The 15,926-nt window shown below is 39.4% G+C and carries 19 protein-coding genes; 16 read left to right on the top strand and 3 right to left on the bottom strand.

The features are described 5' to 3' along the window. Positions 1-35 precede the first annotated feature (35 nt). The 6 genes from P3T75_RS00205 to P3T75_RS00230 all read left to right on the top strand — a co-directional run bounded on the left by P3T75_RS00205 (position 36) and on the right by P3T75_RS00230 (position 3,529). A complete protein-coding gene (locus P3T75_RS00205) occupies positions 36-644 on the top strand; it encodes a TetR/AcrR family transcriptional regulator (RefSeq protein ID WP_282461911.1) in 609 nt (202 codons plus the stop codon). A gap of 180 nt (positions 645-824) precedes the next feature. After that, the gene (locus P3T75_RS00210) at positions 825-974 is read left to right on the top strand and encodes a hypothetical protein (protein ID WP_230709868.1); all 150 of its coding nucleotides are present in this window, start codon (positions 825-827) and stop codon (positions 972-974) included. Between the two features lie 295 nt (positions 975-1,269). Continuing rightward, positions 1,270-2,700: an alanine/glycine:cation symporter family protein gene (locus P3T75_RS00215; RefSeq protein WP_282461912.1), complete on the top strand. Its 1,431-nt coding sequence runs from the start codon at positions 1,270-1,272 to the stop codon at positions 2,698-2,700. Continuing rightward, positions 2,690-2,941, top strand: coding sequence for a hypothetical protein (locus P3T75_RS00220; RefSeq protein WP_282461913.1), 252 nt, complete (start codon positions 2,690-2,692; stop codon positions 2,939-2,941). Before P3T75_RS00215 ends, P3T75_RS00220 begins: the two co-directional genes overlap by 11 nt. A gap of 12 nt (positions 2,942-2,953) precedes the next feature. After that, a complete protein-coding gene (locus P3T75_RS00225) occupies positions 2,954-3,340 on the top strand; it encodes an MmcQ/YjbR family DNA-binding protein (RefSeq protein WP_282461914.1) in 387 nt (128 codons plus the stop codon). Between the two features lie 66 nt (positions 3,341-3,406). Further along, complete coding sequence (locus tag P3T75_RS00230; RefSeq protein ID WP_282461915.1) at positions 3,407-3,529, top strand: hypothetical protein; 123 nt, start codon at positions 3,407-3,409, stop codon at positions 3,527-3,529. 273 nt (positions 3,530-3,802) lie between these two features. Here the strand turns inward: P3T75_RS00230 and P3T75_RS00235 are convergent, their stop codons facing one another. After that, positions 3,803-4,663: an AraC family transcriptional regulator gene (locus tag P3T75_RS00235; protein ID WP_282461916.1), complete on the bottom strand. Its 861-nt coding sequence runs from the start codon at positions 4,661-4,663 to the stop codon at positions 3,803-3,805. Between the two features lie 462 nt (positions 4,664-5,125). On the opposite strand from P3T75_RS00235, the gene P3T75_RS00240 reads away from it, so the two are divergent. The 3 genes from P3T75_RS00240 to P3T75_RS00250 all read left to right on the top strand — a co-directional run bounded on the left by P3T75_RS00240 (position 5,126) and on the right by P3T75_RS00250 (position 8,342). Beyond that, the gene (locus P3T75_RS00240; RefSeq protein WP_282461917.1) at positions 5,126-6,205 is read left to right on the top strand and encodes a Gfo/Idh/MocA family protein; all 1,080 of its coding nucleotides are present in this window, start codon (positions 5,126-5,128) and stop codon (positions 6,203-6,205) included. Between the two features lie 49 nt (positions 6,206-6,254). Next, positions 6,255-7,223, top strand: coding sequence for a sugar phosphate isomerase/epimerase family protein (locus P3T75_RS00245; RefSeq protein WP_206902903.1), 969 nt, complete (start codon positions 6,255-6,257; stop codon positions 7,221-7,223). A gap of 87 nt (positions 7,224-7,310) precedes the next feature. Further along, positions 7,311-8,342, top strand: coding sequence for a Gfo/Idh/MocA family protein (locus P3T75_RS00250; protein WP_282461918.1), 1,032 nt, complete (start codon positions 7,311-7,313; stop codon positions 8,340-8,342). Positions 8,343-8,447: 105 nt separating this feature from the next. Here P3T75_RS00250 and P3T75_RS00255 read toward each other — a convergent pair whose 3' ends face one another. Then, a complete protein-coding gene (locus tag P3T75_RS00255; RefSeq protein WP_282461919.1) occupies positions 8,448-9,125 on the bottom strand; it encodes a type 1 glutamine amidotransferase domain-containing protein in 678 nt (225 codons plus the stop codon). After that, positions 9,122-9,460, bottom strand: a complete 339-nt coding sequence (locus P3T75_RS00260) for an ArsR/SmtB family transcription factor (RefSeq protein ID WP_282461920.1) — start codon at positions 9,458-9,460, stop codon at positions 9,122-9,124. The genes P3T75_RS00255 and P3T75_RS00260 overlap by 4 nt, the downstream gene beginning before the upstream one ends. A gap of 252 nt (positions 9,461-9,712) precedes the next feature. Here P3T75_RS00260 and P3T75_RS00265 point away from each other — a divergent pair, with 252 nt between their 5' ends. The 7 genes from P3T75_RS00265 to ychF all read left to right on the top strand — a co-directional run bounded on the left by P3T75_RS00265 (position 9,713) and on the right by ychF (position 15,884). Further along, positions 9,713-10,729 carry an NADP-dependent oxidoreductase gene (locus P3T75_RS00265; protein ID WP_282462617.1) on the top strand — a complete coding sequence of 339 codons (1,017 nt, stop codon included), beginning with the start codon at positions 9,713-9,715 and terminating at the stop codon, positions 10,727-10,729. Positions 10,730-10,767: 38 nt separating this feature from the next. Beyond that, positions 10,768-11,421 carry a 5'-methylthioadenosine/S-adenosylhomocysteine nucleosidase gene (gene mtnN / locus P3T75_RS00270; protein WP_282461921.1) on the top strand — a complete coding sequence of 218 codons (654 nt, stop codon included), beginning with the start codon at positions 10,768-10,770 and terminating at the stop codon, positions 11,419-11,421. A gap of 159 nt (positions 11,422-11,580) precedes the next feature. Then, positions 11,581-12,294 (top strand): 16S rRNA (guanine(527)-N(7))-methyltransferase RsmG, encoded by a 714-nt coding sequence (gene rsmG, locus P3T75_RS00275; protein WP_282462618.1) that lies wholly within the window; start codon positions 11,581-11,583, stop codon positions 12,292-12,294. 343 nt (positions 12,295-12,637) lie between these two features. Then, positions 12,638-13,402 carry a ParA family protein gene (locus tag P3T75_RS00280; RefSeq protein WP_206902896.1) on the top strand — a complete coding sequence of 255 codons (765 nt, stop codon included), beginning with the start codon at positions 12,638-12,640 and terminating at the stop codon, positions 13,400-13,402. Further along, a complete protein-coding gene (locus tag P3T75_RS00285; RefSeq protein WP_206902895.1) occupies positions 13,392-14,282 on the top strand; it encodes a ParB/RepB/Spo0J family partition protein in 891 nt (296 codons plus the stop codon). Before P3T75_RS00280 ends, P3T75_RS00285 begins: the two co-directional genes overlap by 11 nt. A 44-nt stretch (positions 14,283-14,326) precedes the next feature. Continuing rightward, complete coding sequence (locus tag P3T75_RS00290) at positions 14,327-14,515, top strand: DUF951 domain-containing protein (RefSeq protein WP_071865595.1); 189 nt, start codon at positions 14,327-14,329, stop codon at positions 14,513-14,515. A 268-nt stretch (positions 14,516-14,783) separates the two neighbouring features. After that, positions 14,784-15,884 (top strand): redox-regulated ATPase YchF, encoded by a 1,101-nt coding sequence (gene ychF, locus P3T75_RS00295; RefSeq protein WP_206903057.1) that lies wholly within the window; start codon positions 14,784-14,786, stop codon positions 15,882-15,884. Positions 15,885-15,926 lie beyond the last annotated feature (42 nt).

The following is a 15,926-nucleotide window of genomic DNA, read 5'->3' on the forward strand; positions in this document are numbered from 1 at the left end:
TTTTTAGCTTTTGTCGATTTGAGAGGAAGAATACGATGGCAGAACAAAATTTAAAAAAAAAGCAAACAAAGAAAAAAATTTATCAAGCATTGATTAAATTGTCTAAAACAAAATTTATTCGAGATGTGACGGTTTCAGAGTTGTGTCGCACAGCTGCAATCAATCGCTCAACTTTTTATTTACATTATCAAGATATTGATGATCTGATTTTGGAGTTAGGAGAAGGCAATATTCACTTTTTCGTCGAAAGTGTCAAAGATAAGAAACTTTCTCCAAGTACAATCGATTTATCTGGTAATCAAACTGTTTTTATCGATTATAAAGATCTCGTCGAAACAATCAAACATGCCGAAAATGAAAAAGAAGTTGTGATGATGCTCTTAGGCAAACATGGCGATCCGCATTTTGCTACCGAGTTAAAAAATGCCATTCGTGATCTGCTGTCGTATTTTCTGCAAGATTATTACCCGCAGCTAAAAAGTAAGTTTCCCAATGTACCAGATGATTATTTAGCCATTATTCTCTTTGATACGTCTGCTGAAATCATTTTGTACTGGATAGAAAAAGGCATGCAAGAAACACCAGAAAAAATCAGTGAAATCATTTCCGCTGCCCGTATTGTAGGACCAATAAGCCTTTTGTAAAGCGATTTAAACAAGAAAAATAATAAAAAAGCAGGGATAATTAGCTGCTTTAGGGTTATTTAAGGCTGGCAGATTGTTTCGTTGTCATAAGCCACATTAATTATCAGACAGCTCATTTTAGCTATATTTAGCGCTAAAATATCTGCTATACTAAAAAAAATTGATCGTAGGGGAGAAAAAATGAAAAATACTACCAGTGAAATTATTGGACAAAGTGATGGGCCAACAGATATTTTAGTGCCGGGGTCAAATTTTATTGTGCCCGTCATAGTTGCTGTAATTATCGCAGTTGTGGTGATCGGTTTTATGCTTTATCGGAGGAAAAAATAAGCGAATACATAAGCAAAAATTGCGCCAATAATATTTTTAAACTGTCGAAGGTTCTGCTAAAAAAGCAGGTTCGACAGTTTTTTATTTGTGTTTACCCCGTAAAATCCCGAACATTTCCGCTACATTTTGACAAAAAAATCATGAATGGGTGGAAAGTCAGTTGAAAACCTGTTAAAATGGCAAAATATTCAGATTATCGAAAAAATAAAAAGGTTGTTGTTTTCGTCGGTGAAAAAGTAAAATCGTCACAAGTTAGTGGAAAGTTTGAGGGTTTATCGTTAAAAGGGGGAATGAAATGGATAAGGTGTTAGTAAAAATTAACGATATTATTTGGGGAGCCCCCATGATTTTATTGATTTTGGGGATTGGGCTGATTTTGACGGTTGGTTGCCGTTTTATTCAGCTAAAAAAATTGCCCTTGGCGTTGAAATTCATGGTGCAAGATGAAGAGGACGGCAAAGGGGATGTTTCGAGTTTCCAAGCGTTGTGTACAGCGCTATCTGCTACTATCGGTACAGGAAATATCGTCGGAGTGGCAACAGCGATTGTTGCCGGCGGTCCTGGGGCGTTGTTTTGGTTGGAATTAGCAGGGCTTTTGGGAATGGCAACGAAATACGCAGAAGGATTACTAGCCGTGAAGTACCGCTCTTTTGATACGGACGAAAAAGCATTAGGCGGCCCTTTTTACTACATCGAAAAAGGGTTAGGAAAAAAATGGCGGCCACTTGGCAAGGCCTTTGCCTTATTTGGTATTTTAGCGGGGCTGTTAGGTATTGGTACTTTAACGCAAATTAACGGTATTACTTCTGCTGCTGAAACTTTTTTTGATCCTGATAAAAATCACAGCTTACAATTATTTGGCAACAATTATTCTTGGGCGGTAATTATTTCGGGGTTATTGGTCACAATTTGTGTCGCCGGTGTTTTAATTGGTGGGGTCAAGCGCATTGCCAAAGTTTCAGAAATTATTGTCCCGGCAATGATCGTTTTATATGTGAGTTTATGTCTGTGGCTGATTATTTTAAATGCGGACAAATTACCTGGTGTGATTATTTTGATCTTCCGCAGCGCCTTTGGTTTTGAGGCAGCTGCCGGCGGAGCATTAGGGGCGATGATGATCGCTATGCAAAAAGGAATTGCCCGGGGAATATTTTCCAATGAATCTGGTCTAGGCAGTGCGCCGATTGCCGCAGCTGCCGCGCGGACCAAAGAACCTGTGCGACAAGGCTTGGTTTCTATGACCGGTACATTTATCGATACGATTATTGTTTGTAATATGACCGGCATGGCGATTATTTTAACAGATGCATGGAAAATAGGAAAAGATGGCGCGGCAGTCACCATTTACGCCTTTAGCCAAGCGTTGCCGATCTCTGAGGCGGTTGTTTCTTTCTTGTTGATGATTTGTTTAATGTTCTTTGCTTTTACGACGATTTTGGGCTGGAATTATTATTCAGAGCGTTGTTTGGCATATCTCTTTAATACGAATAAATTTGCTAATCCTTTTAAAGTTTTATACGTGGCAGCTGTTTTTATTGGCCCCTATTTGACCGTTTCAGCGGTGTGGACACTGGCAGATATTTGTAACGGCTTGATGGCTTTTCCAAATATCATCGCGCTGATTTTTTTAAGCCCGGTGGTCGTCAAAGAAACCCGCCAATTCTTTGCCACTAAAAAAGCAGCAACACCGCTTTTGGCACCTGAACTTTCTTTGGATGAAGATTGAAATCAAGTTAAAAAAACACCTTCTTAAAGAAGAGGGTGTTTTTTTAATTGTCGGTAAAGCAAAAAAATTTCACCAGAATAAATTGTTTTATTACAGGTTGGTAAAATCAATTTTACAAATGGACCTTCCAAAAAATAAGGGAAAATTACCCAAAACTTGCGATACAATTAAAAAAATCTCCCGCTTATTTTTGCGAGCTGAGGGCAGTTTGCGTATCTTTTGGTATACTGGAAAATGTTAAGGAGGTCAGATGATGTCTGTAAAAAATCGAATGGAAAAATTCAAACAGTATGGCGAAAGCCTGCCACAAGCCAAAGTCTATTTTCGCCAAGATTGGGGCGTTTATTATTTTGATATTATGGGGAAAATGTTTGGCATGATGAGTCCTGAACAAACAGAAAAAGCCATTATCACGTTAAAGAATGATCCTGCTAAAAATGAAGAGTTACGGGAGCTTTATCCCGACGTGATCATTCCTGGATATTATGCTAATAAAAAACATTGGAATTCTATTTATTTGGCAAGTCCGGTCTTAACTGAGGATGAGATTTGCAATATGATTGCCGTTTCTTACCAGCTGGTCGTCTGTAAATTACCCAAAAAATTACAAGCACAAATTACGAAAGAAGATAAAAAATAAAAAACCTTGCTAGCAAAATGGTGCCCAGTTCCCATTAGTTAGCAAGGTTTTCTTTTAAAGATTGAATTGGAACAAGCAGTAGGCCAGATAAAAGGAAAAAAAGCTGCAAAACAGGCGGAAAACGGCACTTACTTTTGCAAATACCAAGATGTTACGATCGTTTTTTGTAGGGAAAATAATAACCATTAAAAAAAGTTCTGATAAAAGGTTAATTTTCAAATGAGGATACTGTTATTATAAAAAAAACGAAATATAAACGGATAAAGAAAAAGCGTTTTTATATTGAATTTAACTACAGGTCATTGTTGCAATGTAGAAGCGTATCAGAAGTATTTGCTGCAAAAAAGCCCGCCCAAAAATAAGTACGAAATTTTTGGTAATTTACGTCGCAAACTTTCTAAATTTCGCCTTTTTTTAAGGGCTGTCGCGTTTATTTTCTGATCAGTTACCGCTTAAAATAGTTTAAGTCAATTGCTTTTGATACTGCAAAGGAGCACAGCCAACGGTTTTTTTGAAAACATGATGGAAGGTTTTGACGTTGGCAAAGCCAGCTTTAGCCGCGACATCACTCATGGGCAACTGTTCTGTAGCTAGTAAAAACTTGGCCTGCTCGATGCGATATTCTTTCAAATACTGAGAAAAGGGCAGTCCCACCTTTTGTTTAAAAAAGCGGGAAAAGTATGTTTGACTAAAGCCCACCTGTTTAGCTGCAGCCGCTAACGTGATAGGAGAGTCAAAATTAGCTTCAACATATTCAAAAATTTGATCCAATAATTCGAGGGTTTCACGACTTTTCAGATTTTCTTTAGCAGTATTTTGTTTTACATTCGGTTTTTTCGGCAGTTGATATAAGGCATAAATAAATTGCGTCAAAAGCCCCGTCACACCATATTGCCAGCCCTCGTGCCTTGTTTCTTGACAGTCAAAAATCTCCCGCAACAGGTGATTCAGATTTTTTTGTGCCAAAAGGGGCCACTGCTGGCTATAATTGGGCGCTTCATCAAAAAGCTGGAGTAAGGTGCGATCGGAGGTGACGAGATTGTTTTGCTCATAAAAAAAACGCAGATCAAACTGAAAAACAATACGCTTACTATCCGGGGAGGCAAGAAAAAAGTGGGGCTCGCCACTGGGAAAGAAAAAAATCTCCCCTTCTGCCAATTCAAAAATCTCCCCAAAGGCCCCCAATTTCACTGTCCCTGTCAAACAATAAATCACTTCAATTTCTTTATGCCAATGGGGATAGACGATTTCCCAACCATCATTAATAAACGTCCGAAAAGGAAAAGCACTATGTAATTCCGGTATTTCAAGATACAAACTCATAATTTTCCTCCGCTTTTTAAAATTTTGGCTATCCGAATTTCTGATATTTTTTAAAACGAGCTAAACGCTACCTTTCGTTTTTCTAGATTCAGCTGCAAAAACGAGCGCTCTAAGACAATAAGCTAGAATTTCGAGAAATTTGAGGAGCAATTTATCAAAATTCCATCTTATTGCTTGTGAGCTAAACGCGTTTTTGAAGCTTTTCTTTTTAATCTAGCTACGCAAACTAGTCTTTCAAGAAATAAGGCGAACTTTTCAAAAATTTGAAAAACAATTTTCGCAAATTCCGCGCTTATTTTTTAAAGACTGGCAAGTTTGCTCCGCTTTTCTTCTTAGTATACTTTATTTATTTTTTTTAAAAGATAAAATGTGGGAATTTTTAGTTACGGATGCGGGAAGAATTTTGTGTGGTTGTTTTTTATAATGAAGAAAATAAAACGTTTCCAAAAAGGAGAAATAATTATGAGTTTAAAAGTTGGCATTATTGGCTGTGGTGGGATTGCTGAGGGTAAGCATTTACCCGCTTTAGCTAAAATTCAGGAAGTTGAGCTAGTTGCTTTTTGTGATTTGATAAAAGAGCGCGCAGAAAAAAACTGTGAAAAATATGGGAGTGAAACGGCCCAAGTCTTTACGGATTATAACGAGATGTTGGCTTTTTCTGATTTGGATTTAGTGCACGTTTTGACGCCAAATAATTCTCATGCCCCTATTTCAGTAGCGGCGATGGAAGCCGGGTGTCATGTAATGTGTGAAAAACCGATGGCTAAAACTGCCGCACAGGCAAAGGAAATGGTGGCAGTGGCAAAAAAGACTGGGAAAAAGTTGACGATCGGCTATCAAAATCGCTTTCGTAAGGATGCCCAATATTTGCAAGAAATTTGTACAGAAGGAGAATTGGGAGAAATTTATTTTGGGAAAGCTCATGCAATTCGCCGGCGGGCTGTCCCGACTTGGGGTGTTTTTCTAGATGAAAAAGCGCAAGGTGGCGGACCTTTAATTGATATTGGAACCCATGCTTTGGATTTGACTTTGTGGATGATGGATAATTATGAACCAAAATTTGTCGTGGGTACGGCCTATCGTAAATTAGCGGAGCTTGAAAATGCGGCAAATGCGTGGGGCGCTTGGGATCCACAAAAATATAAAGTGGAAGACAGCGCATTTGGTTTTATCACCATGAAAAATGGGGCCACCATTTTCTTAGAAGCAAGCTGGGCGTTAAATTCTTTGGATGTTAAAGAGGCAAAGACAACATTGTGTGGCACAAAAGCTGGCGCAGATATGAATGATGGGCTAACCATTAATGGTGAGGATCACAGCACGTTGTATGAAAAGAAAATTGAATTGGAGCCAGGTGGCGTTGATTTTTACGATGGTGCCGCAGATGATCCCGCATATAACGAAGCAAGAGCGTGGATCGATGCCATTTTAAATGACACAGCACCTTTAGTAAAACCTGAACAGGCTTTAGTCGTCACTGAAATTTTAGAAGCAATGTATGAATCTTCGGCGACAGGAGAACCTGTTTATTTTGAACAATAATTTTTAACTTTACCAAATTAAAAGAAAACAAACCGGAAGGATGATAACAATGAAATTAGGCGTTTTTACCCCCTTATTTAATAATTTAAACTTTGACGAAATGATTGAAAAAGTCGCCAGCTATGGCTTGGAAACAGTGGAAATCGGCACCGGGGGATCACCGGGCTCTGCCCATTTAGATATTGAGCAATTATTAGCCTCCTCAGATAGTCGCAAAGAATATTTGGCTAAATTAGCCGATAAAGGACTGAGCATTTCGGCTTTAAGCTGCCACCACAATCCAATTTCACCAGTGGCGCAAGTGGCAAAAGAAGCGGACGAACTTTTACAAAAAACCATTAAATTAGCTCAGTTAATGAACGTACCAGTGGTCAATGGTTTTTCTGGTGTTGCCGGCGGGAATGCCACGGATACGCAAGTAAACTGGCCGGTTTTACCGTGGCCAACAGAATATAGCGACAGCTATAACTATCAATGGGAGCAAAAGTTAATTCCTTACTGGCAAGAAATTAATACTGTCGCCGAAAGTGCTGGCGTGAAAATCGGGATTGAATTACACGGTGGCTTTTTAGCCCATACCCCTTACACGATGTTGCGTTTGCGGGAAGCAACGGGCAAAGCGATCGGCTGTAATTTAGATCCTAGCCATTTATGGTGGCAAGGCATTGATCCAGTCGCGGCAATCAAAATTTTAGGCAACGCGGGTGCTATTCACCACTTCCATGCCAAAGATACATTTTTAGATCAAGATAATATTAATATGTACGGCTTAACGGATATGCAGCCATACGGCAATGTTAAAACTCGTTCGTGGAATTTCCGTTCTGTTGGTTGTGGTCACGACTTGAAAGTTTGGTCTGATATTGTTTCTGCTTTGCGTTTGCAAGGTTATGACTACGTATTGAGCATTGAGCATGAAGATCCGTTGATGTCAATTGATGAAGGCTTACAACGGGCAGTCACGAATTTACGCTCGGTCATGATTTGCGATACACCAACTGATATGTGGTGGGCGTAAATTACAATGCGGATTACTAGGAAAAAAAGGCGGACAAAATAAGACGTTATTGTGGTAAAAAGACGTCAAAAGAAAGTGAGTGCAAAAATGAAACAATTACAATTTGCCATTATTGGGTATGGCGGAATGGGTTCTTACCACGCCACGACCATCATGCCGCAATCACAAGAACTTGTGGCGATAAAAGGTGTTTACGATCTATTACCCGAACGCAATGAAGCAGCAAAAGCAGACGGTTTTTTTGCTTATGGGAGTTTACAGGAGCTCTTAACAGATGAAAAAAGCGAGGCAGTTTTAATCGCAACGCCTAACGACAGTCACAAAGACTTGGCGATTGCGGCTTTAAAGGCAGGAAAACACGTCGTTTGTGAAAAGCCAGTGGCGATGAATACAGCAGAATTAGATGAAATTTTAGCGGTGGCAGAAAGTGTCGAAAAAGTCTTCATGGTCCACCAAAACAGACGCTGGGACCCAGATTTTTTATTAATTCGCAAACTCTATCAAGAAAAACCACTGGGAGATTTATTCCAAATTGAATCAAGGGTTCAAGGAGCAAACGGTATTCCCGGCGACTGGCGTCATTTGAAAAAACATGGTGGTGGTATGCTCTTAGATTGGGGCGTTCATTTATTTGATCAACTACTTTTTTTAATTGACAGTCCAATTAAATATATTCACACCGACTTAAGTTACATTTTAGGCGATGAGGTGGATGACGGGTTTCATAGTTATTTGACGTTTGAAAATGGCGTTAAAGTGATCATTGAAGTCGGAACGACAAACTATGTCACCTTACCGCGCTGGTATGTCAAAGGTTTAAATGGAACCGCGAAAATCTCTGACTGGGCGTTAAACGGTGAAATCATGCGGCGTACACAACAGGAAATCGCTGCACCAAAACCCATTCAAGCCGGCGTGGGCTTAACCAAAACGATGGCACCACCACAAGAGGAGGCCACAGAAAAATTGGCTTTTCCTAAAGTAGAATCCCCTTATCCAAGTTTTTATGCGAATTTTTACGATGTTGTTGTGCATAATGCCACCCCAATTGTAAAAAACAGTGAAGTTCGCCGTGTTTTATCCTTACTGGAAAGTATTTTAGCAGCAGGAAAAGATTAAAAAAAGTGAGTCCGCTATTTGAGCAGACCGGATAAATTAGCCGAAAGCTAATTTTGCGGTTGCTACAATAGGGACTCGCTTTTTTGGTGAGGTAATTTTAACTCTCTACTTCTTAAAATTTTCAAGCAAAAGTTTCGCCACGGCTTTAACAGAAAAAGGATTTTGTCCGGTAATAAATTGTCCATCTTGGAGGGCAAATTCGCTATAGGGCCGTCTCTTTTGAAAATGCGCCCCGCGTTCTTTGGCGACGTGTTCATTTAAAAAGGGCACGACGCTTTTTTTGCCGGCTAAAATTTCTTCACTGGTGGTAAAACCGGTGATTTTTTTGTCTGTAATTAAATAGTTGCCTGCATCATCTTGTAAATTCAAAAGTCCGGCGACACCATGGCAGACAGAAGTTATATAGCCACCTTGTTTGTAAATATCTAAGGCAAGTTTGTGCAGGGTATCATTATTGGGAAAATCCCACATCACACCATGACCACCGGTGAAATAAATCGCATCATAATTTTTGGGGTCGACAACTTCCAGCGGCAGGGAATTTGCTAGCGCCCGCTGTTTAAAGTCGGTTGTATTATAAAAGTCCATGATTTCTTCATTCGTATATTTCATGCTGCGGGGATCAATGGGGACATATCCGCCATTGGGACTGACGTAATCATAAGAAATGCCGTGTTTTTGCAATTCGGCTGCAAATTCAGTGGCCTCACCTAACCATAAGCCAGTGGCATCTTCTGTGTTACCATAATGGGTTGTGTTCGTTAATACAATCAATACTTTCATTTTCTTCCCGCCTTTTCAATAATTTGACTGACGTGACTTAGCAATGCTTGTAATTTATCAATTTGCGTTGTTTCGTGGGATAAGTAATAGTAATTTTTGGTTCCTTCTTGGCGATAATCAATTAAGTTAGCTTGCTTTAAAATTTTTAAGTGATGGGAGACTGCCGGTCGTGATAAATTGGTGGCCGTAGTCAAATCATTCACCCGCAATCCCTCACAAGCTTTATCTTGCAGCAAAGCAATAATAATTGCTTGGCGTTTTTCATCGCCCAATGCGATTAAAAAATCGCTGACTTCGGTAAATTCTTGTTTCAAATTTGTTAAATCAGGGGACATGAGCAAACTCCTTTGGTCGATATTTTTAAACCATTAAACCAAAGACTTAAAAAAAAGTCAATTTTTTTAACTTAGGAAAAGGGAGAAAATAACGCAGATTAAGGGGTATCTGCCAAAATCTGCTCGGTGAATTTTAGGTGCGTTTCAAATTCTTGACGATAAAAAATTTCTGCGTTAGGCTATGGTCAGTTTTAAACGGTTTAAAAGTTTAAACGAATAAACGATGTGTGAGGATAAATGATGAAAGATACAATGATTGCAGCACAAATTGAAAATTACGGTGAAAAAATTGGTTTAAAAAAGCAGCCACTACCTAGAATTGGCAAGAAGGACTTACTTGTAAAAGTCATTGCCGCTAGTATTAATCCGATTGATTTAAAAACAAAAGACGGCAAAATGAAGTTGCTCCTTCGTTATAAAATGCCGTTAACTTTAGGCAGCGACTTTGCTGGTATTGTGGTGGCGCGAGGGGAACAAGTAAAAAAATTTCAGGTTGGCGATGCTGTTTATGGTCGGGTGCAAAAAAATCGCATCGGAACTTTTGCGGAGTATATAGCTGTAGATGTGAAAGATGTCGCCTTGAAACCCAAAAATCTGACGTTTGCCAAAGCCAGCAGTATTCCTTTAGTTGCTTTAACCAGCTATCAAGCCCTACATGAAGTGATGAAAATTAAACCGCAAGACAAAATTTTAATTCAAGCAGGTTCTGGCGGGATTGGAACACTTGCCATTCAATTGGCAAAGCTTGCCGGCGCGTACGTTGCTACAACAACGAGTGAAAAAAATCGAGCTTTTGTAAAAAGTCTTGGTGCAGATGAGGTAATTGATTATCGTAGTGAAAATTTTGCCGAAAAATTAAAAGACTACGATTTTGTTTTCGATACCATGGGGGGCGATATTTTAAAGGATGCTTTTAAAATCGTGAAGCCTGGCGGTAAAGTCGTGACCTTGTCGGGTACGCCTAATTATGCTTTTGCAAAAAATTATAATCTCCCCTTATGGAAGCAAATAGCTTTAGGGATTGCCAGTTATCCCATTACCAAATTAGCCAAAAAAACTGATGTGTCCTATGACTTTTTATTTATGCGGCCAGACGGCAACCAACTAGCTGCATTAACCAAACTAATTGAAGCAAAACAATTACAACCAATCATCGACAGCGTTATTTCCCTAGCCGAAATTCAAAAAGCCATCGATAATTTAGCTTCTGGGCGCGCCAAGGGGAAAATTATTTTAGCAGTGGATGAAAAACTGGCACAAGAATTTTAAAAATACAGTAAACTAAAAGATAGATGAGGTGATTAAGAATGAAAATTGCATTTGTAGCTGCAATGGAGCTAGAAATTGAAGAGCTAATAGCTAAGTTTACTGCTGTTACGAAAGAAACTTTTTTGAAGCGAGATTTTTACACAGTAAAAGGTGAAAATACGTATATCTTTTTAGCAACTGGGCAAGGAAAAACCAATGCAGCGATGTACACGCAGTTTTTGATTACGAAATTTGTCCCAGATGCAATTATCAATCTCGGTGTTTGTGGCGGTATCACATCACAAAGTGAGCTTTTGGCTGTGTATGTTGGAAGTAAGTATTGTCATTATGATATTCGCAAAAAACAAGCTATCGGCAAATTTCCTCGGCATCTATATTTTGACGCAGATACAAAATTACTGACACAATTCTTACACGCTAATAAAGAAATTCAAGTTGGAATTTTTGGAACGGGAGAAGGATTTGTTTCAAGTAAAGAGCTGGCCGAAAAAATCCATTCTAATTTTGCAGTAGATTGCGTGGACATGGAGTCTGGTGCAATGGCGCAATGTTGTCAATTGAATCAAGTGCCCTTTATTTCCATAAGGGCAGTCTGTGATTTAGCCGACCGGAAAAAAACTTCTTCAGATGATTTCCAAAAAAAAGCGATGAAAAAAGTACATCGCATCGTTTTTGAAACGATGAATTCATAGGTTGGTAAAATTATCACCCGCCAAATGTTGGCGGTTCTTTTTTTACCTTAAACAAGCCTTTAAAATTCAATTCCTCCCATTGCGAAAAACCTCCATTTGCGTTAAAGTAGAGAAAGCGTGAAACAAAAATTTGTTTCACAAAAAAGAAAGGAAAAGGCCATGTTACCAGAAGAATTTCAGCAGCAGTTGGCCCAAAAAGGCATTGAATTAAGTTCTACTCAAATGCAACAGTTTGAAAAATATTACGAGCTGTTAGTCGAGTGGAATGAAAAAATGAATTTAACGGCGATTACTGAAAAAAAAGAAGTTTACTTGAAGCATTTTTACGATTCGATTTTACTTGGTGTGGCAGTGGATTTAAAAGCAGAGGCTGCTATTTGTGATGTTGGCGCAGGAGCGGGATTTCCCAGCATTCCACTGAAGATTGCTTTTCCTGGGTTAAAAGTCGCTATCGTCGATTCTCTTAATAAACGAATTACCTTTTTAAATCATTTAGCACAAAGTTTGAATTTGACGGGGGTTGATTTTTATCACGATCGCGCCGAAACTTTCGCGCAAAACCCACAATTTCGTGCTCAATTTGATTATGTCACGGCTCGAGCAGTGGCACGTCTGAATGTTTTAGCGGAATTGTGTCTGCCTTTGGTGAAAAAAGACGGCTTTTTCTTTGCTTTAAAAGCGGCAAAATCAGAGGAAGAATTATCAGAAGCTAAAAACGCGATTGCGACACTTGGTGGCAAGTTCATTGAAGATAAAGAGCTTGCTTTGCCCAATGGTGATACGCGACACATTTTGGTGATCCAAAAGAAAAAAGAAACGCCCAAAAAATACCCCCGCAAACCCGGCACGCCCAATAAGCAGCCGTTAAAATAGCGGTAAAACGATAGCAAAATTGTTTTATTTTGGACAGCTTTTTATCTTTAAACGGTGAAAAAAAAGCCGTTTCAACTTTTATTGTATCTAGTTTCATGAGCTGGAAAAATCGGAGACAAGCAAAAATAACCATCTGACAAAAAAACGTCAGCCGTCTATTTTGTTCTTGTCCCTCATTTTCCGATCAAGCTCATTCAACTTTTATGGTATCTAGTTTCAACGGCTAAAAAAGCCGGTAATAAGCAAAAAAATGAAAAAGTCAGAAAGCGACTTTCTAATTTTTCCGACTTATTCCTTCTTTTTTTAACAAGCCGTTTCAACTTTTATTAAAGGAGACAAGAGAATGGCACGAATTATTTCTGTGGCAAATCAAAAAGGTGGCGTCGGCAAGACGACCACAACCGTCAATTTAGGAGCTTGTTTGGCTTTTATTGGTAAAAAAGTATTGTTAGTCGATATTGATGCCCAAGGTAATGCCACCAGCGGTATGGGCATTCGCAAGCCAGATGTAGCCAAAGATATTTACGATGTTTTAGTGAATGAAGAACCGATTAAAGAAGCAATTTTACCAAGTTCACGGGAAAATATGGACATTGTGCCAGCAACGATTCAGTTGGCAGGTGCTGAAATCGAATTAACTTCCATGATGGCCCGCGAATCACGGCTAAAATCAGCACTAGAAGAAATCAAAGATGATTACGATTTTATTTTCATCGATTGTCCGCCGTCATTGGGACATTTGACGATCAACGCCTTTACGGCGAGTGATTCGATTTTGATTCCGGTGCAGTGCGAATATTACGCTTTAGAAGGCTTGAGCCAATTACTAAACACCGTGCGTTTGGTGCAAAAACATTTCAATCCTGGTTTGGAAATCGAAGGGGTCTTATTAACGATGTATGACGCCAGAACCAATCTTGGAGCTGAGGTAGTGGAAGAAGTGCGCCGTTATTTCCAAGAAAAAGTTTATGACACAATTATCCCCCGCAATGTGCGGCTTTCAGAAGCACCAAGTCATGGTTTATCGATTATTGACTACGATCCAAGTTCAAAAGGTGCCGAAGTTTATCAAGCACTAGCAAAGGAAGTGTTGACCCGTGAAAAATAAAGGAAAAGGTTTAGGTCGGGGCATTGACGCTTTGTTTCAGGACTTGCAAGATTTAGAAGAAGTAGATGTAAAAACCGAGGAAGTTGTCGATATTCCTTTAAGTGAATTGCGCCCAAATCCTTACCAACCGCGCAAAACATTTGATGAGTCTTCTTTGCAAGAATTAGCCGCGTCTATCGAACGTTCCGGTGTGTTCCAACCGATTATTGTCCGCAAATCGGCAGTAAAAGGCTATGAAATTATTGCCGGTGAGCGTCGTTTTCGCGCTTCAAAATTAGCGCAAAGAGAAACAATTCCCGCAATTATTCGAGATTTTGACGAAGAATCCATGATGCAAGTGGCCGTTTTGGAAAACTTGCAACGGGAAGATTTAAATCCGCTGGAAGAAGCGGAAGCCTATGAGATGCTAATGAAAAACTTGAAATTAACGCAAGCGGAAGTAGCGGAACGTTTAGGTAAAAGCCGTCCGTATATCGCCAATTATCTGCGATTGTTGACATTACCGAAACTGGTTAAAGAAATGGTACAAGATGACCGCCTCTCAATGGGGCAAGCGCGGACGTTATTGGGGCTAAAAGATAAAAGCCAAATTTTAAAATTAGCCAATCGCTGTGTGAAGGAAAACTTGACCGTCCGTCAGTTAGAACAGTTGGTAAATACGTTAAACGAGAAAAAAGTTGAGAAAAAAACACCACCCCGCGTGGTCAAAGAAAAACCTTACTACTTGCGAGAAGGCGAAGACCGTTTAATGGATAAATTCGGTACGAATGTGGAAATTTTAGAAAAAGACGGCAAAGGAAAAATCGAGATTGAATATTTATCGCAAAAAGATTTGACCCGTATTTTGGATATTTTAGATATTCGCTTTGACGAGGCCTAAGCTATCGTTAAAACCAAATTTTTATTAAAACGAGGAGGATTCAAATGTACGATTTAGGTGACATCGTGGAAATGAAAAAGCCCCATGCTTGCCAAGCCAACCGCTGGGAAATTATTCGGATGGGTGCTGACATTAAAATTAAGTGTACCAATTGTGGCCACATCGTCATGATGACCCGCCGCGATTTTGAGAAGAAAATGAAAAAAATACTGGAAAAAGCGCCCGAAAAATAATCCAGTTTCATGAGCTAGAAAAGTCGATAATAAGACATGAGAGCTTTGTAAACGTGTTTAACTCTCAAGCAATAAGGTGGAATTTTGATAAATTGCTTTTCAAATTTCTCGAAATTTCAACTTATTGTCGTAGCGAGTTCGTTTCCAAGGCTTACCAAAGCAAGAAAACTCCCAAGCTAAAGAGCAGCTTTTTCGTTTTCTGTCTTATTACTCCTTTTCTAAACAAGCTCATTCAACTTTATAATTAAAAAAAGAAAGAGTGAAGAAAATGGCTTTAACTGCCGGAATCGTTGGGTTACCCAACGTTGGGAAATCAACTTTATTTAATGCAATCACAAAAGCAGGTGCAGAGGCTGCAAACTATCCTTTTGCAACAATTGATCCAAATGTGGGAATGGTTGAAGTGCCAGATTGGCGCTTACAACGGTTGACAGAACTTGTGCATCCGAAAAAAACGGTGCCGACAACTTTTGAATTTACTGATATTGCCGGTATTGTAAAAGGCGCCAGCAAAGGGGAAGGTTTAGGAAATCAATTTTTAAGCCACATTCGCCAAGTAGATGCGATTTGTCACGTTGTGCGTTGTTTTGACGATGACAATATCACCCACGTTGAAGGTCGGGTTGATCCATTAGAAGATATCGACACGATTAATTTAGAGCTTGTTTTAGCCGACTTGGAATCGATTAATAAAAGATACACTCGCATTGCTAAAATCGCGAAGACAAAAGACAAAGATGCCGTAGCGGAATTAGCGGTGTTGGATAAAATCAAACCGGTTTTAGAAGAAGGCCAATCTGCTCGTAGCATTGAATTTTCCGATGATGAACAAAAAATCGTGAAAAGTTTATTCTTATTAACAACAAAACCTGTTTTATATGTGGCCAATGTTTCAGAAGACGATGTAGCTAATGCCGATGATAACCACTATGTACAAGAAGTCCGGAATTTTGCGGCAACAGAAAATGCAGAAGTGATCGTTGTCTGTGCCCGTGCAGAAGAAGAAATTGCTGAATTGGACGATGAAGATAAAGCTGAATTTTTAGAAGCACTTGGAATTGAAGAATCTGGTTTGGATCAATTGATTCGTGCAGCTTATGATTTATTAGGCTTAGCAACTTACTTTACTGCCGGTGAACAAGAAGTGCGGGCGTGGACCTTCCGCAAAGGAATTAAAGCGCCACAAGCAGCGGGAATTATCCACACCGACTTTGAACGGGGCTTTATTCGGGCGGAAACAGTTTCGTTTGAAGATTTGGATAAATACGGCAATATGCACGCGGCTAAAGAAGCTGGTCGGGTTCGTTTGGAGGGCAAAGATTACGTCGTACAAGATGGCGATGTCATGTTATTCCGTTTTAACGTTTAAAAAAACGGTGTCATCTTGGCTGCAATATGTTAAAATGCCCTT

It is taken from the genome of Enterococcus montenegrensis, assembly GCF_029983095.1.
GTDB lineage: Bacteria > Bacillota > Bacilli > Lactobacillales > Enterococcaceae > Enterococcus_C > Enterococcus_C montenegrensis.

Coding starts and splice junctions, on each gene's coding strand:
- P3T75_RS00205 (WP_282461911.1), top strand. CDS start 36: ATGGCAGAACAAAATTTAAAAAAAAAGCAAACAAAGAAAAAAATTTAT.
- P3T75_RS00210 (WP_230709868.1), top strand. CDS start 825: ATGAAAAATACTACCAGTGAAATTATTGGACAAAGTGATGGGCCAACA.
- P3T75_RS00215 (WP_282461912.1), top strand. CDS start 1,270: ATGGATAAGGTGTTAGTAAAAATTAACGATATTATTTGGGGAGCCCCC.
- P3T75_RS00220 (WP_282461913.1), top strand. CDS start 2,690: ATGAAGATTGAAATCAAGTTAAAAAAACACCTTCTTAAAGAAGAGGGT.
- P3T75_RS00225 (WP_282461914.1), top strand. CDS start 2,954: ATGTCTGTAAAAAATCGAATGGAAAAATTCAAACAGTATGGCGAAAGC.
- P3T75_RS00235 (WP_282461916.1), bottom strand. CDS start 4,663: ATGAGTTTGTATCTTGAAATACCGGAATTACATAGTGCTTTTCCTTTT.
- P3T75_RS00240 (WP_282461917.1), top strand. CDS start 5,126: ATGAGTTTAAAAGTTGGCATTATTGGCTGTGGTGGGATTGCTGAGGGT.
- P3T75_RS00245 (WP_206902903.1), top strand. CDS start 6,255: ATGAAATTAGGCGTTTTTACCCCCTTATTTAATAATTTAAACTTTGAC.
- P3T75_RS00250 (WP_282461918.1), top strand. CDS start 7,311: ATGAAACAATTACAATTTGCCATTATTGGGTATGGCGGAATGGGTTCT.
- P3T75_RS00255 (WP_282461919.1), bottom strand. CDS start 9,125: ATGAAAGTATTGATTGTATTAACGAACACAACCCATTATGGTAACACA.
- P3T75_RS00260 (WP_282461920.1), bottom strand. CDS start 9,460: ATGTCCCCTGATTTAACAAATTTGAAACAAGAATTTACCGAAGTCAGC.
- P3T75_RS00265 (WP_282462617.1), top strand. CDS start 9,713: ATGATTGCAGCACAAATTGAAAATTACGGTGAAAAAATTGGTTTAAAA.
- mtnN (WP_282461921.1), top strand. CDS start 10,768: ATGAAAATTGCATTTGTAGCTGCAATGGAGCTAGAAATTGAAGAGCTA.
- rsmG (WP_282462618.1), top strand. CDS start 11,581: ATGTTACCAGAAGAATTTCAGCAGCAGTTGGCCCAAAAAGGCATTGAA.
- P3T75_RS00280 (WP_206902896.1), top strand. CDS start 12,638: ATGGCACGAATTATTTCTGTGGCAAATCAAAAAGGTGGCGTCGGCAAG.
- P3T75_RS00290 (WP_071865595.1), top strand. CDS start 14,327: ATGTACGATTTAGGTGACATCGTGGAAATGAAAAAGCCCCATGCTTGC.
- ychF (WP_206903057.1), top strand. CDS start 14,784: ATGGCTTTAACTGCCGGAATCGTTGGGTTACCCAACGTTGGGAAATCA.